Source organism: Streptomyces sp. NPDC028308 (assembly GCF_055565855.1).
The window spans coordinates 420,330-443,913 of sequence record NZ_JBVHTO010000002.1 but is presented as its reverse complement, the minus strand read 5'-3'; the positions used below and the strand labels follow the sequence as shown (position 1 = coordinate 443,913).

Annotated in this window: 21 protein-coding genes; 14 read left to right on the top strand and 7 right to left on the bottom strand. The window is 72.2% G+C overall.

Annotation, left to right across the window (positions count from 1 at the left end; all coding sequences use genetic code 11):
* Nucleotides 1–7 precede the first annotated feature (7 nt).
* The gene (nhaA, locus tag ACZ4VA_RS06310; protein ID WP_468080093.1) at nt 8–1,870 is read right to left on the bottom strand and encodes a Na+/H+ antiporter NhaA; all 1,863 of its coding nucleotides are present in this window, start codon (nt 1,868–1,870) and stop codon (nt 8–10) included.
* Between the two features lie 185 nt (nt 1,871–2,055).
* Here nhaA and ACZ4VA_RS06305 point away from each other — a divergent pair, with 185 nt between their 5' ends.
* Nucleotides 2,056–2,553: a DUF2975 domain-containing protein gene (locus ACZ4VA_RS06305; protein ID WP_355793986.1), complete on the top strand. Its 498-nt coding sequence runs from the start codon at nt 2,056–2,058 to the stop codon at nt 2,551–2,553.
* On the top strand, nt 2,553–2,807 hold the full coding sequence (locus ACZ4VA_RS06300) for a helix-turn-helix domain-containing protein (protein ID WP_468080091.1): 255 nt from the start codon (nt 2,553–2,555) through the stop codon (nt 2,805–2,807). Before ACZ4VA_RS06305 ends, ACZ4VA_RS06300 begins: the two co-directional genes overlap by 1 nt.
* A 55-nt stretch (nt 2,808–2,862) precedes the next feature.
* Here ACZ4VA_RS06300 and ACZ4VA_RS06295 read toward each other — a convergent pair whose 3' ends face one another.
* Nucleotides 2,863–3,153 carry a zinc-ribbon domain-containing protein gene (locus ACZ4VA_RS06295; RefSeq protein WP_356172175.1) on the bottom strand — a complete coding sequence of 97 codons (291 nt, stop codon included), beginning with the start codon at nt 3,151–3,153 and terminating at the stop codon, nt 2,863–2,865.
* Between the two features lie 355 nt (nt 3,154–3,508).
* Between ACZ4VA_RS06295 and ACZ4VA_RS06290 the strand changes: the two genes are divergently transcribed.
* The 5 genes from ACZ4VA_RS06290 (at nt 3,509) to ACZ4VA_RS06270 (ending at nt 10,507) form a co-directional block, all read left to right on the top strand.
* Nucleotides 3,509–5,899: an ATP-binding cassette domain-containing protein gene (locus ACZ4VA_RS06290; RefSeq protein ID WP_468080089.1), complete on the top strand. Its 2,391-nt coding sequence runs from the start codon at nt 3,509–3,511 to the stop codon at nt 5,897–5,899.
* Between the two features lie 141 nt (nt 5,900–6,040).
* Nucleotides 6,041–7,405 carry a Fic family protein gene (locus ACZ4VA_RS06285; protein WP_468080087.1) on the top strand — a complete coding sequence of 455 codons (1,365 nt, stop codon included), beginning with the start codon at nt 6,041–6,043 and terminating at the stop codon, nt 7,403–7,405.
* Nucleotides 7,406–7,624: 219 nt separating this feature from the next.
* Nucleotides 7,625–8,401, top strand: a complete 777-nt coding sequence (locus ACZ4VA_RS06280; RefSeq protein WP_388905207.1) for an alpha/beta fold hydrolase — start codon at nt 7,625–7,627, stop codon at nt 8,399–8,401.
* Nucleotides 8,402–8,648: 247 nt separating this feature from the next.
* Nucleotides 8,649–9,845: a carboxylate-amine ligase gene (locus ACZ4VA_RS06275; protein ID WP_468080084.1), complete on the top strand. Its 1,197-nt coding sequence runs from the start codon at nt 8,649–8,651 to the stop codon at nt 9,843–9,845.
* Nucleotides 9,846–9,958: 113 nt separating this feature from the next.
* On the top strand, nt 9,959–10,507 hold the full coding sequence (locus ACZ4VA_RS06270) for a GNAT family N-acetyltransferase (protein WP_356167854.1): 549 nt from the start codon (nt 9,959–9,961) through the stop codon (nt 10,505–10,507).
* A 30-nt stretch (nt 10,508–10,537) separates the two neighbouring features.
* On the opposite strand, the gene ACZ4VA_RS06265 is transcribed toward ACZ4VA_RS06270, so the two are convergent.
* On the bottom strand, nt 10,538–12,001 hold the full coding sequence (locus ACZ4VA_RS06265; protein WP_468080082.1) for an aminotransferase class I/II-fold pyridoxal phosphate-dependent enzyme: 1,464 nt from the start codon (nt 11,999–12,001) through the stop codon (nt 10,538–10,540).
* A 198-nt stretch (nt 12,002–12,199) separates the two neighbouring features.
* Here ACZ4VA_RS06265 and ACZ4VA_RS06260 point away from each other — a divergent pair, with 198 nt between their 5' ends.
* A complete protein-coding gene (locus ACZ4VA_RS06260; protein WP_468080080.1) occupies nt 12,200–13,384 on the top strand; it encodes an amidohydrolase in 1,185 nt (394 codons plus the stop codon).
* 76 nt (nt 13,385–13,460) lie between these two features.
* On the opposite strand, the gene ACZ4VA_RS06255 is transcribed toward ACZ4VA_RS06260, so the two are convergent.
* Nucleotides 13,461–15,170, bottom strand: a complete 1,710-nt coding sequence (locus ACZ4VA_RS06255; protein WP_356244642.1) for a RecQ family ATP-dependent DNA helicase — start codon at nt 15,168–15,170, stop codon at nt 13,461–13,463.
* A 223-nt stretch (nt 15,171–15,393) separates the two neighbouring features.
* Between ACZ4VA_RS06255 and argG the strand changes: the two genes are divergently transcribed.
* Nucleotides 15,394–16,839, top strand: coding sequence for an argininosuccinate synthase (gene argG / locus ACZ4VA_RS06250; protein WP_356167848.1), 1,446 nt, complete (start codon nt 15,394–15,396; stop codon nt 16,837–16,839).
* Between the two features lie 365 nt (nt 16,840–17,204).
* On the top strand, nt 17,205–18,428 hold the full coding sequence (locus ACZ4VA_RS06245; RefSeq protein ID WP_468080331.1) for a PP2C family protein-serine/threonine phosphatase: 1,224 nt from the start codon (nt 17,205–17,207) through the stop codon (nt 18,426–18,428).
* 282 nt (nt 18,429–18,710) lie between these two features.
* On the opposite strand, the gene ACZ4VA_RS06240 is transcribed toward ACZ4VA_RS06245, so the two are convergent.
* Together ACZ4VA_RS06240 and ACZ4VA_RS06235 are read right to left on the bottom strand one after the other, a co-directional pair.
* Entirely contained in the window at nt 18,711–19,634 is a 924-nt protein-coding gene (locus ACZ4VA_RS06240) for an RNA polymerase sigma-70 factor (protein ID WP_468080077.1), read from the bottom strand.
* 153 nt (nt 19,635–19,787) lie between these two features.
* Nucleotides 19,788–20,171: a DoxX family protein gene (locus tag ACZ4VA_RS06235; RefSeq protein WP_355790294.1), complete on the bottom strand. Its 384-nt coding sequence runs from the start codon at nt 20,169–20,171 to the stop codon at nt 19,788–19,790.
* Between the two features lie 183 nt (nt 20,172–20,354).
* Here ACZ4VA_RS06235 and ACZ4VA_RS06230 point away from each other — a divergent pair, with 183 nt between their 5' ends.
* The gene (locus tag ACZ4VA_RS06230) at nt 20,355–20,543 is read left to right on the top strand and encodes a hypothetical protein (RefSeq protein WP_355790291.1); all 189 of its coding nucleotides are present in this window, start codon (nt 20,355–20,357) and stop codon (nt 20,541–20,543) included.
* 141 nt (nt 20,544–20,684) lie between these two features.
* Entirely contained in the window at nt 20,685–20,978 is a 294-nt protein-coding gene (locus ACZ4VA_RS06225; RefSeq protein WP_355790289.1) for a hypothetical protein, read from the top strand.
* Between the two features lie 180 nt (nt 20,979–21,158).
* Here ACZ4VA_RS06225 and ACZ4VA_RS06220 read toward each other — a convergent pair whose 3' ends face one another.
* On the bottom strand, nt 21,159–22,490 hold the full coding sequence (locus ACZ4VA_RS06220) for a DUF1254 domain-containing protein (RefSeq protein WP_468080075.1): 1,332 nt from the start codon (nt 22,488–22,490) through the stop codon (nt 21,159–21,161).
* A gap of 281 nt (nt 22,491–22,771) precedes the next feature.
* Here ACZ4VA_RS06220 and ACZ4VA_RS06215 point away from each other — a divergent pair, with 281 nt between their 5' ends.
* Complete coding sequence (locus tag ACZ4VA_RS06215; protein WP_355790286.1) at nt 22,772–23,224, top strand: DUF6325 family protein; 453 nt, start codon at nt 22,772–22,774, stop codon at nt 23,222–23,224.
* Nucleotides 23,225–23,258: 34 nt separating this feature from the next.
* Nucleotides 23,259–23,558 carry an SHOCT domain-containing protein gene (locus tag ACZ4VA_RS06210; protein ID WP_355790283.1) on the top strand — a complete coding sequence of 100 codons (300 nt, stop codon included), beginning with the start codon at nt 23,259–23,261 and terminating at the stop codon, nt 23,556–23,558.
* The last annotated feature ends 26 nt before the right edge of the window (nt 23,559–23,584 follow it).

Sequence of the window (23,584 nt, the reverse complement as noted above, 5' to 3'; positions counted from 1 at the left end):
GAACCCGTCAGACGCCTGCGGCGAGTGCCCGCTGCCGTGCCTGCACCACGGCGTCGTGCAGGGCGGTGATGTCGTAGGCGCCGTGGTAGCGGCGTCCGTTGACGAAGAACGTCGGCGTGCCCGAGACGCCGCTCAGGTCCGCGGAGTCCACGTCCTCGGCGATCCGGCGCGCCCCCGAACGCCGCTCCAGGTCCTTGCGGAACAGCGCGACGTCCAGGCCCAGTTCGGCCGCGTACCGGAGCAAGTCGGTCTTGGTGAGCGCGTGCTGGCGGTCCATCAGCAGATCGTGCATCGCCCAGAACTCGCCCTGGGCGGCCGCCGCCTCCGACGCCTCCGCGGCCAGCTGCGCGCGGGGGTGTACGTCGTTGAGGGGCAGGTGCCGCCACACGTAGCGCACGTCGGTCTCCGTGCCGAGGAGTTCGCGTACCGCCGCTTCCGCCTGGCCGCAGTACGGGCACTCGAAGTCGCCGTACTCCACCAGCGTGACCAGCGCGTGCTCGGGTCCCCGTACGCGGTCGTGTCGCGGGTCGACGGCGACCGCCAGATCGGTCAGGGGTTCGTTGGTGCCGAGCAGCGCGCGGGCCCGGCGTGCCGGGGGGAGCAGGGAGATCACGCCGGTCACCGCCCAGCTGATCAGGAAGGCCGCCACCAGCGTGGAGAGGATGCCGATCCGGGCCTGCTCCAGTGCCCGCCCCTCGAACGCCAGTGACGCGATCAGCAGCGACACCGTGAACGCGGCACCGGCGATGGCGCCGCCGGCCGTGACCGAGCCCCACCCGACGCCGGGGCGCAGCCGGCCGCGGCTCAGCCAGCGCGCGGCGGCCATGGAGCCCACCACGCCGAGCACCTTTCCCGCCGCGTACCCGCACAGGATGCCCAGGGTGATGCGGGAGGTGAACGCGTCGGCGAGGGTGTCCATGCTGAGCGGGATGCCCGCGTTGGCGAGGGCGAACAGCGGCACGATCACCAGGCTCACCCAGGGCAGGAACAGCTGCTCCAGCCGGTCGTTGGGGGAGAGCGCGGCGGCGAGCCCCTGGACCGCCGAGCGCTGGAGTTCCGGCGTCGGCTGCTCACGGAACAGCCGGAACAGGCCGCTGGCCCGCTCCAGATCGACCCGGTCGGCGGGATAGGCGATGACCAGCGCGCCCACGGCCAGTCCCGTCACGACGGGGTCCACCCCCGCCTCGTACAGTGCCACCCACGCCACGACCGAGAGCACCGCGCAGTACACGCCGCGGCGTACGCCGAGCACCCGCAGGCCGACGATCAGGAGCAGCGCCACGATCGCCACCAGCAGCGCCGGGAGCCGGATGTCCTCGCTGTAGAAGAAGGCGATCACGAGCAGGGCGACCAGGTCGTCGACCACGGAGATCGACAGCATGAAAGCCCGCAGCGACGCCGGGAGTCTGGAGCCGAAGAGAGCGAGGATGCCGAGCGCGAAGGCGGTGTCCGTCGACATGGCCACACCCCAGCCGTGCACGGAGGTGTGCCCGGCGTTGAGGGCCACGTAGACGACGGCCGGGACGACCATGCCGGTCAGTCCGGCGATGGCGCTCAGCACCATCCAGCGCCGGTCGCGCAGCTCGCCCATGTCGAACTCCCGGCGGGCCTCCAGACCCACGAGGAAGAAGAACAGGCTCATCAGTCCCGCGTTGATCCATTCGTGCAGGTCGAGCGAGAGCTGGTGCGAGCCGAGGCTGACGGAGAGCTGCGTACGCCAGACCGCCTTGTACGCGCCGGGTGCGATGTTGGCCCAGAGCAGGGCCGCGACCACGGCGGCCAGCAGCAGTGCGGCGCTGCCGGTCTCCGTCCGCACGAAACTCTGCCGGCGCGCGGCACTGCTGGTGGAGGTACGCAGTGCGTCTCCCAAGCCTGTCTCCGTCACCGCTCGATTATCACCGGGGCGGAAGGTGCACCGGTTCCGGAGGGGGCGTGTGGCCGTGTGCGCGAGCCCGGCTCACGGGTGAGGGTCCACCGAACACGATGAGGCGCAGCGCTTGCTCTCACCTATCGAGTTTCGATAGATTTCCATCGCTGGTCGATCGAGGGAGAGATATGGGAGTGATGACTGTGCGCGCGCTGCGCGCCGTGCTCGTGATGCTGATGGCGGGCTCGGTGTTCGTCCAGGCGGTGATGGTGCCCCTGCTCGCCGCCGACCTGCGCGGGGTGGACGAGGACCTCGACTTCCCTCGCGCGCCGTTCCTCGTGATCACGGTCCTGGGCATCGTGGCGGTCCAGGTCGTCCTGGTCTGCGTATGGCGACTGGTGACGATGGTGCGCCGCGGCACGGTGTTCTCGGACGGCGCCTTCCGGTACGTGGACGTCGTGATGGGGGCGGTCGTGGCCGCCGCGCTCCTGGTGTTCCTGCTCGGGGTCCTCCTGGCGCCCGGTGAGGCCGTCGCCCCCGGAGTGGTCCTGCTCCTGGGCGGAGTCGGCGTGGCGGTCCTCGGCGTCGCCCTCATCGTGCTCGTCCTGCGGATGCTGCTCGCCCAGGCCGTCGCACGCGACATGGAGGCGGCACGGATGCGGGCCGAGCTCAACGAGGTGATCTGATGCCGATCACCGTCGACATCGACGTGATGATGGCCCGGCGGAAGATGTCCGTGGGCGAACTCGCCGAACGTGTGGGGATCACGCCCGCCAATCTCGCGGTGCTCAAGAACGGCCGGGCCAAGGCGGTGCGTTTCGCGACCCTGGCCGCGCTCTGCGAGGCACTGGAGTGCCAGCCGGGGGACGTGCTGCGCTACGAGGCGGAGGCCGGGGACGAGGGGGCGGCCGTGCCGGTCTCGGAGGCCGCGGAGGGATGACATCCACCGCGGGACGAGGGGTGGGGCCGCCGGACACCGGCGGCCCCACCGGGGATCACGACTGGTAGGGCTGCTGCTGAGGCTGTCCGTAGGGCTGACCGGTGCCGGCGGCGGCCGCCTGCCCCTCCAACTGCGCCGCCTGCTCCTTCGTCACCTTCTGCTCCGCGCCGCAGAAGGTGCACTGCGTCTGGTACTTCGTGGAGAAGGGGAACAGCGGTACGAAGAACAGGGTGAACTTCGTGACGCGCTTGCGGAGCGTGTGCGCGGAGGGGTTCCCGCACCGGCCGCACACGAGGGTGAGTATCGCCAGCTGGTACAGATATCCCTTGGTGCCAAAAATGATCATGATGTGACCCTTCCCGGTCCGGCGGCGGCCGGCTCTCCTGAGCACGTGACGAAGCGTGCGTTCACACAGGACGGTCTCATGCCGCCCGGCCCGGGTCGAAGCGAGGTGGCGGTGCGCCGCGGACGCACGGCGGCTCGCCCCGTACACCGGTCAGATCCGCACGACGGATGTCCGGAGATGTCCCCGAAGGTGGGGCGGAGCACCGGACGGATCAGGATTCGAGAAGCGCCGGCCAGGGTGTTCCGCCTACCGTGACTGCCAGGAAGCCGGAGCCGTGCGGCTCGCCGGGGCGAGGGCGGGCCGGGCGGGGACGACGGAGACCGCGCGAGCGGTCCCACCAGGAGATGGAGACGCGATGAGCAGGGCCACGAGGACGGACACGCAGTCGCCTGCGCCGCACGCCGCGGACAGCCACGACATGATCCGCGTGCACGGCGCGCGCGTGAACAACCTCAAGGACGTCAGCATCGAGATCCCGAAGCGGCGGCTGACGGTGTTCACGGGCGTCTCCGGCTCCGGCAAGAGCTCGCTCGTCTTCGGCACGATCGCCGCGGAGTCGCAGCGGATGATCAACGAGACCTACAGCGCCTTCGTGCAGGGCTTCATGCCCACGCTCGCCCGGCCCGACGTCGACGTCCTCGAAGGACTGACGACCGCGATCATCGTCGACCAGCAGCGGATGGGAACCGACTCCCGCTCCACCGTCGGCACCGCCACCGACGCCAACGCGATGCTGAGGATCCTTTTCAGCCGGCTCGGGAAGCCGCACATCGGCTCACCCCAGGCGTTCTCCTTCAACGTCGCCTCCGTCAGCGGAGCGGGCGCGGTCACCCTGGAGCGCGCGGGGAGGACGGTGAAGGAGCGGCGGAGCTTCAGCATCACCGGCGGCATGTGCCCGCACTGCGAAGGACGCGGCACCGTCACCGACTTCGACCTCTCGCAGCTGTACGACGACAGCAAGTCGCTGAGCGAGGGCGCGCTCACGGTCCCCGGCTACAGCGTCGACGGCTGGTACGGACGCATCTTCAAGGGCTGCGGCTTCTTCGACCCGGACAAGCCGATCCGCAAGTTCACCAAGCGGGAGCTCCACGACCTCCTCCACAAGGAACCGACCAAGATCAAGGTCGACGGCATCAACCTCACGTACGAGGGCTTGATCCCGAAGATCCAGAAGTCGTTCCTGTCCAAGGACAAGGAGGCCCTGCAGCCGCACATCCGGGCGTTCGTCGAGCGGGCCATGACGTTCACCACCTGCCCCGAGTGCGAGGGCACCCGGCTCAGCGAGGCCGCGCGCTCCTCACGGATCGGGAAGACCAACATCGCCGACGCGTGCGCGATGCAGATCAGCGACCTGGCCGACTGGGTCCGCGGCCTCGACGAGCCGTCCGTGGCGCCGCTGCTCGCCACGCTGGGGCAGACGCTGGACTCGTTCGTCGAGATCGGGCTCGGCTACCTCTCGCTGGACCGGCCGGTGGGAACGCTGTCGGGCGGTGAGGCGCAGCGCGTGAAGATGGTCCGCCACCTCGGTTCGGCGCTGACCGACGTCACGTACGTGTTCGACGAGCCCACCATCGGTCTGCACCCGCACGACATCCGGCGGATGAACGACCTGCTGCTGCGGCTGCGCGACAAGGGCAACACGGTGCTGGTCGTGGAGCACAAGCCGGAGACGATCGCGATCGCCGACCACGTCGTCGACCTCGGGCCCGGCGCGGGTACGGGAGGCGGCACCGTCTGTTTCGAGGGCACCGTCGAGGGGCTGCGGGCCGGCGGCACGGTCACCGGACGGCACTTCGACGACCGCGCGGTCCTCAAGGACGCGGTGCGCGAGCCGTCCGGCGCGCTCCAGGTGCGGGGCGCCACCGAGCACAACCTGCGCGATGTCGACGTGGACATCCCGCTCGGCGTGCTCACCGTGATCACGGGGGTCGCAGGCTCGGGCAAGAGCTCGCTGATCCACGGCTCGGTCGCCGGACGGGACGGCGTGGTGACCGTCGACCAGAGCGCCATCAAGGGATCCCGGCGCAGCAACCCGGCGACGTACACCGGACTGCTCGACCCGATCCGCAAGGCCTTCGCGAAGGCCAACGGCGTGAAGCCGGCGCTGTTCAGCGCCAACTCCGAGGGCGCCTGCCCCACCTGCAACGGCGCCGGGGTCATCTACACCGACCTGGCCATGATGGCCGGCATCGCCACCACCTGCGAGGAGTGCGAGGGGAAGCGGTTCCAGGCGTCGGTGCTCGAATACCACCTGGGCGGGCGCAACATCGCCGAAGTCCTGGCGATGCCGGTCACCGAGGCCCATGCCTTCTTCACCGAGGGCGAGGCACGCACCCCCGCCGCCCACAAGATCCTGACCCACCTGGCCGACGTCGGGCTCGGCTACCTCAGCCTGGGCCAGCCGCTCACCACCCTGTCCGGCGGCGAACGCCAGCGCCTCAAGCTGGCCACCCACATGTCGGAGAAGGGCGGCGTGTACGTCCTCGACGAGCCGACCACCGGCCTGCACCTCGCCGACGTGGAACAACTCCTCGGCCTGCTCGACCGGTTGGTCGACTCCGGCAAGTCGGTCGTCGTCATCGAGCACCACCAGGCGGTGATGGCCCACGCGGACTGGATCATCGACCTCGGCCCGGGCGCCGGCCACGACGGCGGCCGCGTCGTCTTCGAAGGCACCCCGGCCGACCTCGTCGCCGCCCGCTCGACCCTCACGGGCGAACACCTCGCGGAGTACGTCGGCGACTGACCGCGGCGAGGGGCGGCGGTCCGGGACGCCGCCCCGAGGAGCCGATGAAGTCGCCCTCGTCCCGGCCCTCACCGTCGTGAGGCCCGGGCGGGCCGGAAAACTGTTTGCGCCGCCCCCGTACCCGGATGGCAGGGTTGCGCGGTGATTCATGTGCTGTCGGCCCGTCACCTGGACTGGGACGACGTCGAACCGGTCCGCCATCCCTTCGACCGCGCCTCGGTCGAGCAGGTCGTGCGCTCGCTCGGACCGGCCCGGAACGTGCCCCGCAGGCCCGACGTCCCCTTCGCCGACCCGGTGATGACCGCATGGGACCGGGAGGTGGCCGAGCCGTGGGCCGACGCCATGTCGCAGGCCCTGGTCGAGCGGTACGGCCGCTGGACCGTGGGCTGGCGCTGGTCGCACGACGAAGGGGACTTCGACGGCGGCCCGGTCGGCCACTGGTGCTGCCCCCGCGACTCCGTCACCACCCCGGAGGAGACACTTCCCCGGGTCGTCGCGGCGCTGTGCGAATGGCGTGACTGGCTGGAGAGCCTCGCCGGCCGCTTCGAGGCGTACCCGCTCGACCTCGCCGACGTCGAGGACCAGCGCATCCTGTGGGAGTGCGCCGCCCGCAACCTGATCATCCAGGTCACCGACCGCACCGGCTGCGGCAGCGGCTGGCACGGGCACTGCCACCAGGTCCTCGCCTGGTTCCTCGACCACTGGGGGATCGCACCCGACACCGCACAGGTCCTGGTCGAGCGGGCGGTCGGCGGACGGTTCCGGAGCTGGACCGGCCCCGACCGCCGACTCGTCGACGACATCGCCGAGCGGCTCGCCCGGTCGCTACGCCCCGACGACGCGGAGCCGGACGGCGGACCGCTGCCTGACCATCTGCGGCGCTGGCTGACGGTGCGCGAGTCGGTGCCGTGGCCCGAGGCCGGGGACACCGAAGAGGCGGGTGCCGTGGAGCCGGCCCGCGACGGTGCGGCGGAGGACATCCGCCTCTTCGACGGCGCGCTGGACCCGGCCCGCGCCGAGGGACTGCTCACCGCCCTGCACCTGCTGCGGGCCGACGCGGCACGCGGCGCCCGCCCGGACTTCGACCTGCTCCGCGGCTGGCAGCGGCACGTACTCGGCACACCGGGGCCCCCGGAGTTCCGCACGCAGCCCGCCTTCGCCAAGGAGGGCCGTGAGCGCTACGGCATCGACGCGGACACCCGCGAACGCTTCGACGCCTGCCTCGCCGAGAGCGCCATGGAGGGACCCCTGCCCTTGGCGGCCCGCGCCGCCCGTGCCTACCTCGACGTCTGCTTCTTCCACCCCTTCGACGACGGCAACGCCCGCTCCGCCTTCCTCACGCTCGTCTTCGTCCTCGCCCGCGAGGGCGTCGCACTCGACGACGTCAAGGTGCTCCGCCGCCTCGCCTTCCAGGCCGAAGCCCCGCAGGACGCGGTGACGCTGGCCAGGTTCATCGACATGGCCGTCACCGGGACGCGGAACCGGGCCCTCTCCTCGTCCCGCTGAGCGCGACGGGGAACCGGCGGCTCCTACGCGCACGGCGCGCCGACCTGCGGAACGGCGCCGTATCCGCCCGGTTCGGGGGTAGCACCCTCCAGGAGGCACCCTTGCAGGGAGCGCGACGGACGCCTGCCGACGTACCCGCGCGGACGAGGAAGCGGGTAGGCCGTCCTGAACCGCGGGAAGGCCCGCGCGGCGAGGAGAACCGAGAAGGCGAGGAGTCGGATGCGGCGGTTGCCCGTGGCCCACGGACCTGCGGACGGCGACGCCGCGCGCGTCGCCGGGCTGTACACGCGCCGCTTCGGGCCGTGGCCGACGACGGAACCCGTCGTGGTGCTGCTGCACGGCCTCGGGCTCTCCGGACGCTACTTCTACCCGCTGGCCCGGGAGCTGGCCGCGGCGGGGCGCCGGGTGCTGGTGCCCGATCTGCCGGGCAACGCCCGCTCCCGTTCCGCGTCGCGGCGTGCCCCGGACACGGCGGCGACCGTACGGGCGCTGCGGCGCTGGCACGCGGCCGCCGGGATCGGGCCCTGCGTCGTGGTGGCCAACTCGGTGGGCTGCCAAGTGGCGGTGGCGCTCGCCGCCACGCACGGCTCCCCGGTGGAACGCCTGGTCCTGGTGGGGCCCGCCCTGGACACGGCGCACCCCTCACCGTGGCGGCAGTTCCTGCGTCTGGTGGCCGACGCGCCCAGGGAACCGCTCGCCCTGCTCGTGCTCGTCGCGGCGGACTATCTGGTCACCGGGGTCTCGCGGTTCGTCGCCGGATTCCGACAGGCCCGGCGCGAGGCGCTGGGGCCGTTCACGGCCCGGCTGCGCGCGGTACGGGTGCCCGTCCTCGTCGTGCGCGGGGCGGGCGACCGCGTGGCTCCCATCCCGTGGGCCGAGCGGGTGACCGCCGCACTGCCCGACAGCCGTCTCGTCGTCGTCCCCGCCGCGGCCCACGCGGTGCACTTCAGCCGTCCCGCCGTCCTGGCCCGTCTCATCCACGGTTTCCGTCGCTGACCGGGCCGGAGTCCGGCGACGACGGGCGCATCCCCGTCCCTCGCGCCGGTGAAGCCGTCACACCGACCACCGGCGCCCGTACGGCCGGACGCCGCTCCCGGTCCTCCAGGCCCCAGGGCTCCCGGCACGCATACTCGGCCCCCGTGTGGGCACTCCGAGTTGCACAAGCCACCGCCCAGTGCACTCGGCGGAGTTCGGATCTGCGGAGCGGGCCGCTCGGCGTCGCCCCTCACCTCAAGGAGTGGCCGTGACCGTGCGTATCGGAGTGGAAGAGGAATTCCACGTGGTCGAGGTGGAGACCGGCCTCCTGGTGCCGCGGGCAGGCTCCCTGCTCGAACGGCTTCCCAAGGGGACGTTCACCACCGAGTTGAAGCAGTCCGTCGTGGAGACGAACAGCGGGGTGCACGCCTCGCTGGACGACCTGCACACCGATCTGCTCGGCAGCCGGCGGCGACTGGACACGGCCGCCTCCGCGCAGGGACTCGCCGTGGTGGGAGCTGGGACGGTGCCGTTGGCGCGCCGTATGTCGGCCGTCCCGGCCACTCCCGGTGTCCGCTACCGGCACATGGTGGACGAGTACCGCGCCGTCGCCGACGAGCAGCTGATCTGCGGGGCGCAGGTGCACGTGGACGTGCCCGACCGCGACACGGCGGTGCGGATCATGTGCGAGGTGTCGCCGTGGCTGCCGCCGTTGCTGGCGCTGTCCGCCAGTTCCCCGTTCTGGCAGGGCGCCGACACCGGCTACGCGAGCTGGCGCACGCTGCTGTGGCAGCGGTGGCCCACCGCCGGTCCCGTCGGGTGTTTCGCGAACGCCGCCGAGTACGACGCCGCCGTGAGCGAGCTCATCGGCACGGGCGTCATCAGCGACGCGGGCATGATCTATTACGACGTACGGCCCTCCGCCCACCAGCGGACCCTCGAACTGCGCGTCTGCGACGCCTGCCCTCGGCCCGAGACGGTGGTGCTGATCGCCGGCCTCTTCCGCGCCCTGGTCACGCATGCCCGCGAACGTCTGGAGACGGCCGGTGCGCCCGCTTGCAGCGGACGGCACGAGTGGCTCCGCGCCGCGACCTGGCGGGCGGCCCGGTCGGGCCTGGAGGACGGCCTGATCGACCCCGGCACCCGCCGTGAGGCGCCCGCGGCGCAGGTGATCCGCGCCCTCCTCCAGCGCGTACGGCCCCAGCTGGAGGCCCACGGCGACTGGGAGACCGTCGCGGCGCTCACCGAGGAGGCCCTCGCCGAAGGCAGTGCCGCCCACCGCATGCGCCTGGTCGCCGACCAGGAGGACCTGCTGGCGTGCGTGGACCTGGCGATCGCCGAGACCCGTGGCGACCGCAGGCCGCCCCGGCCGGCGGTCGGTGAACCGGCGCGTGTCACCCCGTCCCCTCGGCTGGACCCCGACGGCCCGTACGGCCCCGACTCGGCCCGCGTCCCGGGCGCCTGACGAGACCTGGGGGACTGGGTGAGCGGACCGGCGCACCTCGGACGAGGCGCGTGCCCGCAGTCGGGCGGACCACCCGCACGGCCCCTCACGGGCCGTGCGATAGGTTCCCCGCCATGGCTGAACTCGGGCCCGTCAGCTGGCCGCCTGCCCCGATACGCACCGAACGGCTCGTCCTGCGCGAGTCCGAGGCGCGGGACCGTGCGGCGTACATCGAGCTGTTCGCCTCGCCGGAGGCGGGCACCTACCTCGGAGGGCATCGATCCCGCGACGAGCTGGAACGCGCGGTGCCGGCGGTGCCCGGGCGGCGCCCCGGCGTCTTCGTGATCGAGCTCGGCGGAACGATGATCGGCACGGTGTCGCTCGACCGGCGCGACGCGGAGCGGCCAGGTCACATCCGTCCCGACGCGGACGAGGCCGAGCTGGGCTACATGCTCCTGCCCGGGGCGTGGGGGCGCGGCTACGCCGCCGAGGCGTGCACGGCGGCCCTCGACTGGTTCGCCGCCACGGTCCCCGGCGAGCCGGTACTGCTCTGCACCCAGACCGCCAACACCCCCTCGATGCGCCTCGCGACCGGACTGGGCTTCACGGAAGTGACTCGCTTCGAGGAGTTCGGAGCCGAACAGTGGCTCGGCGTGCGGTCCTTCGGCACGGGGTCCGGTTGATCCAGTAGGTGTAGGACCGGACCGCTCACCTCAGTCGCGGGCGACCACCCGTAGCGTCTTGACCGACGGGTCCGCGGCGTCCGGGATGAGGACGCCGTGTTCCACGCCGCTGCGCAGGTAGTCGAGGACCTCGTCGGTGATCACCTCGCCGGGTGCCACCGCCGGGACGCCCCGGGGATAGGGGCTGATCGTCTCGGCCGAGATCCGGCCCGCCGCCCGCTCCGCCGGCACGTGCTCGGCCGGGGCGAAGAACGCGTCGCGAGGGAGCATCGCCTGCTCCAGTTCCAGCGCCGAGGCCGCCGGCAGCCGCACGGGCGGCCGGCGTTCGATGGAGTCGGCGTTCTCGACGAGGGCGTGCAGCGCGTCCCTGAGGATCTTCTCGGTCTCGTCGTCGTCGGCGTGGGTGATCGACGCGCTGATGCGGCACGTGTCCGAGCCGCCGACGTCCACGTGGCGATGAGGCCGCAGCCACTCGGCCGCCTGCATGCCGCTGATGCCCAGCTCCCGTACGTCGATCACGATCTTGAGCGGGTCGAAGGCGGCGGTGAGCCCCTCGTCGACGATCTCCCGGCCCATGGGGCGCAGTCCGTCCAGGCTCTCCGCCACGGCCCGGACGCGGTACGCCCGCTGGATCGCGGCGTCCAGGAGTTCGTGTCCGTGCTCGACCATCTGGCGCCGCCAGCCGTCGAGCGTGGCGAACACCAGCGTCGAGGCGCTCGTCGTCCCCAGCAGGTCCTCGCGCTGCTTGAGGACCTCGGGAGAGATCCGGTCGTACTGGAGATGGAAGACGGAGCTCTGCTCGATGGCGCCGCCCATCTTGTGCACGCTGGTCACCACGAGGTCGGCCTCGGCGTCCATGCCGAAGGCCGGCAGGTCGGGGTGGAAGGGCAGGTGGGCGCCCCACGCCTCGTCGACGATGAGCGGTACGTCGTGCTCGTGGCAGACCCGCGCCTCGCCCCGGATGTCCGCGCAGCTGCCCCAGTCGGTGGGCGTGATCAGGAGCATGCCCTTGGCGTCGGGGTGCTCCTGGAGCTTGCGGCGTACGTCGTCGGGCTCCGGCGGGTGCGCCATGTGGCGCTCGGTGTCGAACTCGGGGTGCACCCAGATCGGCTGTACGCCGTTCACGATGACGGCCGCGATCACCGACTTGTGCGCGTTGCGGGACAGGAGCAGCTTCTCGCCGGGCCCGGCCACCGACAGCATGGCGGTCTTCACGGACAGGGAGCTGCCGCAGGTGGAGAAGAACGCCTGGTCGGCGCCGACGGCGTCCGCCATCAGCTCCTGGGCCCGGCTGAGCACGCCCTGCGACTGGCGCCGGTCGTCGAGCCCGTTGAGGGACAGGACGTCGGACCTGAAGACGTCGAGCCCGACGATCTCGGCCACCCTCGGGTCCACTCCGCGGCCCTGCTTGTGTCCGGGCGGCCCGTAGGCCACGTCTCCCCGGCGGCGGAAGTCTTCCAGTGCTTCCAGGACGGGCGCGCGCGAGTGGTCCATCTCTTCTCCCTCGTCGACGCCGGTCGTGCCCCCGGTCTCCGCCCGGCGTCCTCGCACCGCCGGCCGACGGCCTGTCGGGCACCCCTCACGAAATGCACCCGCGCCGTGATCGAAACCTCGCGGGTGTCGGGCACCCGCACGGTGGAACCCGCTTCCTGACAGGCGTACGACCGCATCCAGGCGTCCTGAGGAGTCCGCATGGCACGCTCGCTCGACGGCGTACACCAGCAGATCCGCAAGGAGGTGAAGGGGCGGGCCGAGACGCTGTGGGACGTGGCGCTGCGCCTGCACGCCGACCCGGAGTTCGCCTTCGACGAGCACCGGGCCGCCGCGCTGCTGACGGACGTGCTCGAACGCGAGGGCTTCGCGGTGGAGCGCGGGGTGGCGGACATGCCGACGGCGTTCACCGCGCGCTCGGGCCGGGGCCGCCCCACCGTCGCGCTGCTGCTGGAGTACGACGCGCTGCCGGGCCTCGGGCACGCCTGCGGCCACAACCTCATCGCCGCCGCCGGACTGGGGGCCGCCCTGGCCGCGGGTGCCGTGCTCGACGCCGGCGACGGGTCCGTGCTCGCCGTCGGCACGCCCGCCGAGGAGGGCGGCGGCGGCAAGGCCGTCGAGGTGGAGGCGGGTGTCTTCGACGACGTCGACGCGGCTCTGATGTTCCACCCGGGGGTGCACAGCTGGACGCGGGCACCGCTGACGGCCCAGGTGCAGTACCGGGTGGGGTTCCACGGGCGAGCGGCCCATCCCACGGGCAACCCCACGGAGGGCATCGACGCCCTCGCGGCACTCGTGGAGCTGTTCAACGTGCTGCACGCGCTGGGCCGTCGTCTGCCCGAGGCCTCCCACATCCAGGGCATCGTCACGCACGGCGGCACCGCCACGAACATCGTCCCGGAGTACGCCGAGGGGCGCTTCGGCCTGCGCGCCGCCACCACCGACGCCCTGGCGGACCTGGTCGCCCGGCAGACCACGTGTGCCGAGGGCGTCGCCCTGGCCACCGGCACCCGGGCCGAGGTGGAGCGCGTCACCGTCCGCTACGACCACTTCCGCGACAGCGGCACGCTCTCGGAGCGCTTCGCCGAACATCTGGACCGGGCCGGGATCACGCTCGGCGCGCCGACGCCCGGCGTCTACCTGGGGTCGTCGGACATCGGCAACGTCAGCACGCGCGTGCCCGCCATCCACCCGTTCGTCGCGATCATGGGTGAGGACGCCTCCGACCACACCCCGGAGTTCGCCGAGGCCGCGGCCTCCGAGCGGGCACGCGAGGTGCTGCTCGCGGCGACGGAGGCGCTGGCGTGCACGGCGGCGGACGTCCTGCTCAGCGCGGAGTTGCGCGAGCGGGCCTGGTCGGGGCATCGCGCGCCGGACGCGGGGTAGCGCTGACGCCCCGGAGGCCCCGCGCCCCACACGGCAGCGCGCGCCGCCCGCCCGGGTCCACCGGCCCGGGCGGGGCTCAGACGGCCGCCTGCTCCTCCCCGGGCCTGCGCACCACGGTGAGCAGGTCGTCGCGGCCGGCCACGGCCTCCAGGGACAGCGTGTGGTAGCCGGCCTGGTCGAACAGGACGGTGATGCGGTCCCCGTCCTCGCTGAGGACCGTCCCGTCCCCCCAGTGGCCGTGCCGCACCTCGGCGCCGACGGGGTAGTCGGCGACCGCCGGGTGGGCGGACCGCCCGGCGCCCCCGAGCTCGTCGTCGCCGTCCCGCTCCGCGCACACGTCGCAGTTGTCGCACGGTGTCTCGTACGCCTCGCCGAAGTAGCCGAGCAGGAAGTGGCGCCGGCAGCCGGTCGTCTCGGCGTACGAACGGGCCATGTCGACCCGGGACTTGTCGGTCCTGCGGTGGGCGTCGGCCGTGAGTGCGGCCTGTTCCGCCGCGTCGTCCGGGGGAGTGGCGGGCACCGGAAGCACCTCGCCCTCCGCGCCGGTGGTCACGGCGCCGGCCTCCTCCAGCAGGTTCACGGCGGCGGTGACGCGGTTGCGCGAGAGTCCCGTCGCCCGGCGCAGTTCGTCCACGTCGGCGGGGTCCGACCGGCGTTCGTGGACGGCGTCGGCCACCTCGGCGAGGACGTCACGGCTGGGGGAGCGGGCGGCGAAGTACGTCTGCATGCCGGTGTCCTCGGGCCGGTAGTGCAGCACGGCCAGCGCGGGTTCGCCGTCCCTGCCGCCGCGGCCGATCTCCTGGTAGTAGGCGTCGAGCGAGCCCGGCAGCGAGGCGTGCAGCACGAACCGTACGTCCTCCTTGTCGATGCCCATGCCGAACGCGGAGGTCGCGACCACCACGTCGGTCTCGCCGGAGAGGAACGCGTCGTGGATACGGGAGCGTTCGGTGGCACGCAGCCCGGCGTGGTAGGCCTCGGCGGCCAGCCCGAGGGCGGCCAGCTCGCCCGCGAAGAACTCGGTGTCCTTGCGGGTCGCCGCGTAGACGATGCCCGGCTTCGGCTCGGCCGCGGCCCGCTCGACGACCGCCCGGCGCCGGTCGTCCTCGTCCAGGAAGCGGCGCACCTCCAGCCGTATGTTCGGGCGGTCGAAACCGGCCACCATCAGGCGCGGTCGGTCCATGCCGAGCTGTTCGACGATCTCCCTGCGCACCGGGGGCGCCGCCGTCGCGGTCAGCGCGAGCAGCGGCGGCCGGCCCACCCGCCGTGCCGCCTGCTCCAGGCGCAGGTAGTCGGGCCGGAAGTCGTGGCCCCACGAGGACACGCACTGCGCCTCGTCCACCACGAACAGGGCGGGACGCAGCGCCGCCAGCCGTTCGATCACGTCGTCGCGGGCCAGTTGCTCGGGAGACAGGTACAGCAGGCGGGCCTCACCGCGGGCCACGGACTCCCAGGCAGCCTCCGTGGCGGCCGCCCCCAGGTCGGAGTTCACGGCGACGGCACCGGGTGAGCCGTCACCGTCCGGCAGTCCGGCGATCTGGTCCCGCTGGAGGGCGAGCAGCGGCGAGACGACCACGACCGGCCCGTCGAGCAGCGCCGCCGGCACCTGGTAGACGGCGGACTTGCCCGCGCCGGTCGGCATGACGACGAAGGTGTCGTGGCCGTCGAGGACCCACTCCATGGCGGTGAGCTGCTCGGGCAGCAGGGTGTCCCAGCCGAACACCTCCGAGGCGGTCTTCCGCAGCCGTGCCGCCTGCCCGCCGCCCGTGGTCGCTGCCTGTCGGCCCATGCCCGCTCCTTCACGCGTTCACCATCGCTTGCCGCCGCTCGGGGTGTCCCTTGCGGCGGGAGCCTGCGGGTACCCCCGGGAGGCGTCCCCAGGCCCGCCGCGTCGGCCGGGACGCGTCAGCACCCGCCGCGGCGGGCCCCGGTGGGCGGCCGTGCTCCCTCCCGGAGCCGGCACTGCCGCAAGCGGCTTTGCATGACCATGCGTGAGGGTGCATACTCTTCCTATGTCTAAGGTCCTCACCTCCCTTCCCGCCGGCGAGCGCGTCGGAATCGCCTTCTCGGGCGGCCTCGACACCTCCGTCGCGGTCGCGTGGATGCGCGACAAGGGCGCCGTCCCGTGCACCTACACCGCCGACATCGGTCAGTACGACGAGCCCGACATCGCCTCGGTGCCCGGCCGCGCGCAGACCTACGGCGCCGAGATCGCACGCCTGGTCGACTGCCGTGCGGCGCTGGTCGAGGAGGGCCTGGCCGCTCTCACCTGCGGGGCGTTCCACATCCGCTCCGGCGGGCGCGCCTACTTCAACACGACGCCGCTCGGCCGCGCCGTCACCGGCACCCTGCTGGTCCGGGCGATGCTCGAGGACGACGTGCAGATCTGGGGCGACGGCTCGACCTTCAAGGGCAACGACATCGAGCGGTTCTACCGCTACGGCCTCCTCGCCAACCCGCACCTGCGGATCTACAAGCCCTGGCTGGACGCGGACTTCGTGACCGAGCTCGGCGGCCGCAAGGAGATGTCGGAGTGGCTGGTCGCCCACGACCTGCCCTACCGCGACAGCGCGGAGAAGGCGTACTCCACCGACGCCAACATCTGGGGCGCCACGCACGAGGCCAAGACCCTGGAGCACCTGGACACGGGCGTGGAGACCGTCGAGCCGATCATGGGCGTGCGGTTCTGGGACCCCTCCGTCGAGATCGCCGCCGAGGACGTGACGATCGGCTTCGACCAGGGCCGCCCGGTCACCGTCAACGGCAAGGAGTTCGCCTCCCCCGTCGACCTGGTGATGGAGGCCAACGCCATCGGCGGTCGCCACGGGCTCGGCATGTCCGACCAGATCGAGAACCGCATCATCGAGGCCAAGAGCCGCGGCATCTACGAGGCCCCCGGCATGGCCCTGCTGCACGCCGCCTACGAGCGCCTCGTCAACGCGATCCACAACGAGGACACCCTCGCCCAGTACCACAACGAGGGCCGGCGACTGGGCCGCCTGATGTACGAGGGCCGCTGGCTGGACCCGCAGGCGCTGATGATCCGGGAGTCCCTCCAGCGCTGGGTCGGCTCGGCCGTCACCGGCGAGGTCACCCTGCGGCTGCGCCGCGGCGAGGACTACTCCATCCTCGACACCACGGGCCCCGCGTTCAGCTACCACCCGGACAAGCTGTCGATGGAGCGCACCGAGGACTCCGCGTTCGGCCCGGTGGACCGGATCGGCCAGCTCACCATGCGCAACCTCGACATCGCCGACTCCCGCGCCAAGCTGGAGCAGTACGCCGGGCTCGGCCTGATCGGCACCGCCAACCCGGCCATCGGCGCCGCGCAGGCCGCCGCGACCGGACTGATCGGTGCCATGCCCGAGGGCGGCGCCGAGGCCATCGCCTCCCGGGGCGAGGTCTCCGCCGACGACGAGCTGCTGGACCGCGCCGCGATGGAGTCGGGCACGGACTGACCGGGGGCGCCGCGAGACGTACGCGGTACGGGGCTGTGCCCCGCGCAGGACGGCGGTCGTAACGGCCGGCCCGGTGCCTCGGCGCCGGGCCGGCCCCGGTGAGCGCGCTCGCGCGGCAGCGGATCGCCTGGACCGCGTCGACTGAAAAGGGCGCGGCGGGGCACTGGGGTGGGAGACTGTCACCGCCGGTGCGCGTCGAGGCCGCACCATCGCGACCGGCCTCGCCGGCCACTCGTCCCCCTCGGCGAGGCGGATCCGGAGCGGTCGGACGACGGGAGACCCAACACGTGAGCGCACATCCGCCGGACGACGCCCCGAACGGGCGGACCCCGCCCGCGCCCGGTCCCGACCGCCACGACGGCACCATCGGCCTGGCCGGGGTGCTCGCCGCCGCGGAGTCGGCGGCACCGGTGGAATCGCTCGACGTCGTCGCCCGCATGCTCAGACAGCGCCTCGACGCGAGGACGGTGTCCTTTCTCATCACGGACTTCACCGGCGCGTCGGTGGTGCGCCTCGGTGCCGCCGGAACCGTCGAGACCGACGAGCCCGCCCGGCGCATCGCCCTCCCCGGCACGCTGTACGACGAGGTGATCCGGACCCAGCAGAGCACCACGGAGCTCTTCGACGACGGGCGCACGGTGCGGGTCATCGCCCCCGTCACCAACCGCGGGGACGCCATAGGTCTCCTGGAACTCTTCCTGGACTCGGAACCCGACACGGCGGCGATGCGGGAGATCGGCGAGACGGCACACGCCCTGGCCTACATCGTCATCGCGAACCGGTCCTTCACCGACGTGTACCAGTGGGGCCGGCGCACCAGCCCGCTGAGCCTGGCAGCGGAGATCCAGCACCGGCTGCTGCCCTCCTCCCTCGCCTGCGAGGCCGCACAGTTCACCGTCGCCGGAGCGCTCGAACCCGCCGACCACGTCGGGGGCGACACCTTCGACTACGTCATCGACCGGGACACCGTGCAGCTGTCCGTCACCGACGCCATGGGGCACGACGTCGACGCCGCGCTGCTCGCCACGCTGGCCGTGGGCGCGCTGCGGCGGGCCAGAAGAGCCGGGGGCGACCTCGTCGAACAGGCCGGGCAGGCCCACAAGGCCATGCTGGAGCACGGCCGCCAGAGCTACGTCACCGGTCAGCTGCTGCGGATCAGTCTGCTGGACGGCACCAACGAGTTCATCAACGCCGGTCACCCGTGGCCCCTGCGGCTGCGCCACGGGAAGGTGGAGCAGCTGCGGGTCGACATCGACATGCCGTTCGGTTTCCGGTTCCCGCACCGCTACCACGTGCAGCGGCTGGACCTCCAGCCCGGCGACCGGCTCGTGATGGTCACCGACGGCATGCTGGAGCGCAGCGCGAGCGGCGTGGACCTGAGCGACCTGATCGAGCGAACCAGCGACCTGCATCCACGCGAGGCTGCCCGCACGATGATCGCGCGGGTCGTGGCCTCCAACGACGGCCATCTCCAGGACGACGCGACGATCATGTGCCTGGACTGGCACGGCGTCGGGCAGTCCCGCAGGCACGCCGACACCGGGGCCGACCTCTCCGACGCCTCTCCCTCCCCGACGCCGCCGTTCTGACGGGCCCCACGCCGAGGGCTCAAAGGGGCGCGCGGACCAAGGACTTGCCGTCCAGCGCCGCTAGGGCCTGCCGTTTGGATCAGGCCGGGGTCGCAGGGTCTGGCACGCACATCTGCGGCGTTGTCGTCGGTCGCCGACTCCCCCACTCTCGGCTCCGCTCGAGCGGGGGGACCCCCATCGCTTCGACTCCCTCCTCCGCCTTGCAGCTGCACGCACCAGACCCCGCTCGGGCCGACCGGGACGAACCCTCTGTCACGGCCGACCTGATCCAAACGACAGACCCTAGTCCCCGGACCTGGGTACCTGCCGCACCGCGTGATGGACCGACCAGGCGTCCGCCACCGGGCCCACGTGCCCGAGCTTGTCGGGGTTGATCACCGAACGGATCGCCTGGACGCGGCCGTCGAGCACGTCGAGCACCAGCGTGTGCAGGACCTTGCCGTCGCGGTCGCGGAAGATCGCGCCGGGCTGGCGGTTGACCTCGTGCGGCTCGAACGTGATGTCGACCCGTGCCATGCGCGGGAAGACGGAGGCGAGCAGGCGTGCCACGTTCCCGGCGCCGCTGACGGCCCTGGCCAGCTGCGGCGCCTTGCCGCCGCCGTCCCCGACCATCGTCACGTCGGCGGCGAGCAGTTCGCGCAGCGCGGCGACGTCGCCCTCGCGCAGTGCCTCGAAGAACCGCGAGGCGAGCTCCGCCCGCTCCTCGCGGTCGGCCTCGAAGCGCGGCCGCCCGTCGGCCATGTGCCGCCGGGCGCGCACCGCGAGCTGGCGGCACGCGGCCTCCGAGCGTCCCACCGCCGACGCGACCTCGGGAAACCCGAAGTCGAAAACCTCCCGCAGTACGAACACGGCCCGCTCCAGCGGGCTGAGCCGCTCCAGCAGCAACAGGGCCGCCATGGACACCGAGTCGGCCAGCTCGGCCGAGCGGGTCGGATCGTCGTAGGGGTCGCTGAGGAGAGGCTCGGGGAACCAGGGGCCGACGTACTCCTCCCGTCGGACGCGGGCCGAGCGCAGGACGTCGACCGAGAGGCGGGTCACCGTGGCCGAGAGGAACGCCTTGGTCGATCTCGGCTCCGTCGTGGACGCCTCGAAGCGCAGCCAGGTGTCCTGGACCGCGTCCTCGGCCTCGCTCACGCTGCCCAGGATGCGGTAGGCGATCGAGAACAACAGCGGCCGCAGCTCCTGGAACTCCTCGGCTTTGCTCATGCCCTTCCCTCCTCGTACGTCGGGCGCCGAGCGGGACGCCGTAGCGGCCGACCGGACTTCCGTGCGGCCCGCGTGGGGGAACGCCACCCCGTGCGCGCGGCCATCCCCCGCGTCGGACACCCCGACGACCGTCCTCGCCCCGTCCGTCGGCGGTCATCCGGCGAAGGGCTCCGGGCCGAGACGGCCCCAGGCCAGGTAGACCGCGAGAGCGAGGTACACCAGATTCAACGCCACCAGCGCCGACTCTCCCCGGCGGCCGTGCGTGAACATCGCGCCGATCATCAGCAGCACCCAGCACAGGGCCGTCACCGGCACCAGGACCGGCGCGATGTCGAGCGCGGCGGGAAGGATCAGGCCCGCCGCGGCCAGGAGTTCGAGGAGGCCGAGCGTCCTGACGGCGGGGGCACCCGCGTCCTCGGTCCAGCCTCCGCCGTGCACCGAGGCCAGCCTCTCGATGGGCACGAACGTCTTGCTGACACCGCCGGCCAGGGCCACCAGGGCCAGCAGTCCCGCCGTGATCCACAGCGCGAGGTCCATCGTCCGCTCCTTGATCGGGGATTGCCTGCACCCCATAGGACGAGACAGCACCGGCCGCTGTGACATCCTCCGGCGAGCCCGTCTCCGACGGCGTCTTCGGCCGCCTCGCCCGCCGGATCACGAATCACCGCCGGCCGCGGGGGTACCGGCGTCCTGCACCGTTCACCACGTAGGGGAGTCACCGTGACGAAGGCAAACGAGGACGAGCAGGTCAACCGGTTCTGCAAGGCGTGCGGTACGCCCGCCGAGGACGGGAGGCTCTGCCGGCACTGTGGCGCCGTACTGGAACTGCCCGACGAGGCGGGCCTGGTCGAGGATCAAGGCGCCGCGATACGGCGGGACTTCGAGGGGCGTGGGGACCACACCGGCTGAGCGTGCGGCCGGTGCGCCCGGGGCCTCGGGATCCCGCGCCGTCACGTGCGCTTCGGCACGAGGGGAGCACCTGTCCGCGGCTTTTCCACGATGCGTCGCCCTCGGTCCGATGGGCGGCGCATTTGTGGGTACACGGGCCGCATGGCATCGAGGAACGATCACTCCATTCCCCTGCGGGCGGTGCGTCAGCTGCGCCGGATCCGCATGTTCTACGCGGCGGGTGCCCTTCTGTGGGCGGCCTCGGCGACCTGGCTGGGACGGGAGGCTCCCGGAAGCCGGCAGATGTGGGTGTCCGTGCTGTTCCTGGTGGTGTTCACCGGCCTGCTGTCCGTCACGTCCCTGTGGCTGTGGCGCAGGCGGCCCGTCGGCGCGGGCGGCGGAGCCCGCCACGCGGGCGCGCGGGGAATGGCCGCGGGGCGCCACGCGAGCGCTTGAGCGAGTCCGACGGCCGGTCGCCGCGTGCGGGAGCACGGCGACTGCCGGCCGTCGGTGAATGGCCCCGACGTTTCCACCTCCGGGAACACGGACGGCTGTCACACTCAGCCGCCGGGAACTCGGGCCGACCAGTGCGAGCCGGGCGGACGGGTTCCGGAGGGCAGCCGGAATCCGTGAAGCTCAGCCGGTGCGCTGCAGTGCGGGCGCGGTCCATTCACCTGTGAGGGCGGACGCACGGGGCCAGTACAGACGCAGGAAGACGTTGAAGGCGCCCGCCGGGGCCGGGAGCCAGTTCGTCTCCCGGTCGGTCCCGGGATTCTCGTGCTGGACGTAGATGTCCAGGGAGCCGTCGGGGTTGGTCCGCATGCCGCTGCGGTCGCCGATCGCGTAACGGTTCAGCGAGTTGTCGGCGAACAGCTGACGCTCGTTCATCATCGTCAGGGACCAGAAGCCGTCCACGGGCGGCGTCCGGCCCGCTTCGAAGTGCAGCACATACGAGTGGGCGCCGTCGAGCGGGCGGCCCTCGGAGTCGGTGGTGGCGTGCGGGTACAAGGCGTCGGCGTCGAGATTGGCTCCGTATCCGAAGCGGGTGATGACCGCGCGCTTCGCGTAGTCCGTTCCGTAGTCACCCAGACCCCGATGCACGGTCCAGCCACCGGAGTCGGCGGACTCCGCACGGGTGAGGTGAGCACGCAGAACGTCCGGACCGCGTTGCGCAGCCGCGTCCAGAGCGGCCAGGACGTCGGGGGACTGGCCGTCGAGGCTCGCGCCGGGAGAGATGCCGAGGCCGGCGAGGCTGTGCAGGAACGGGGCGTCGGCGGCGTCCGGAGGGTTGTCCACCATCAGCCGGTTGAGGAGGGCGAAATACTCACGGCCGCTGAGAGCGTGGACCCTCTCGACGGGCGGCGTGGTGGTGTCGGCGTCGGCGGGCACCGGGACGTCGGTGGGTGGGGAGTAGTCGTCCGGGTCGCCCGTCCACTGCGACAGCGGAATCAGCCGTGTGCCGTCCTGGAGCTGGTTGACGTCGGGAAAGTCGGACGGGCCGCTGGTCGCGTACCGGGCGATGATCCAGTTCACGCTCGTGGGCGACTTCAGGAGCGTCAGGCCGGGCGGGACGTCCCCCGACCAGGACGGACCGGCGATCAAGCAGGGGCCGGCGGAGGGACCGTTCTTACGCCGGCCGACGACGGCGAAGACGTTGGACCAGGCGTCCAGGATCGGCACCATCCAGAACCGCTCGCCGAAGGCGGGGAGGGTCAGCACCAGTGGCTGGTCGGACAGGTCGAGCCAGGCACTGGAGTACAGGGTGTCGGCGTTCGGTGACACCACTTCGGTGAAGGAGGCGTCCGGCGTGCTGCGCATGTAGCAGAACTGGTTGAGCGGTGCCTTCCGCCGCGCGTCGTCCCTCGACGGGACAGCGGTCATGGCATCTCGTGTCATCGCGGCCGTGACCAGCGGGTATCCGTAAAGCCAGGCTTCCGCTGCCAGCTTCTCCATCGACGCATCGCTCATCGGCTTCTCCAGGTCGCTACGGCGGATCCCGCCCCGGGCCCGACGCTACGAGCGCCGTCCGCCGCCCGCCCTGTGGGTCCGCCGGTCGAGTGGCGCATGCGGAACCAGGGTGTCGGGCTGACGGGCCGAAGCTCGTCGAGCTCACCCGAGGCGGGCGCCTCGACCTTCCGACGTGCGCGTGAGGTCCTCCGGTGCTGGACTGGAGAAACGGTGCATCGCGCGCGGCCGGGGACGTGACCGGGACACCGCCGCAGGCAGAAGGCCGTCCATGAGGAGCCGGTATGACCGTCGACGAACTTCCCCAGCTCGGCCCCGTCGATTACCTGATCCTGGAGTTCCCGGGTAATCGCATGACCGGCGAAGGGCTGCCTCTGCTGCTCGAACTCGTGGAGCGGCGCATCATCCGCATCCTCGACCTCTCCTTCGTCCGCAAGGACGCGGACGGTTCGGTCAGAGGGCTCGAACTCACCGACATGGACGGTGACGGCGAGCTCGACCTGGCCGTCTTCGAGGGTGCCTCCTCGGGCCTGCTCGGGGAGGACGACCTTCAGCAGGCCGCCGCGGTCCTCGAACCCGGCAACTCAGCGGGTGTCATCGTGTACGAGAACGTGTGGGCCGCCCCCCTGGCGGCAGCCCTGCGCCGCAGCGGAGCACGGATGGTGGCCAACGGAAGGATCCCGGCAGAGGACCTCTTGGCGAGCCTGGAGGCGGTCGAGCGCGGGGCCGACGCATAGCGGCCGACGGCCGCCTGAGGACAAGGAATTCGGCATGCCTGGTCTACTTCGCGGTGTCGCCCGCACCGCGGTCATCTCCGGTACCGCCACCGCCGTCTCCAACCGGGTGTCACGTCGCCAGGCCGGACGATGGGCGCAACAGGACTGGGAGCGCACCTCCGCGGCCGCACCCCAGGAGCCCTACAGCGCTCCGCCTGCCGCACCCGAGGCCCCGGCCGGCGACTCCATGGACACCAAGATCTCGCAGCTCAAGGAACTCGCTCAGCTGAAGGAACAAGGTGTGCTGTCCGAGGCGGAGTTCGAGGCCCAGAAGAGTCGCATCCTGGCCGCGTGACCCGCCGGACGACGGCTCTTCACGGC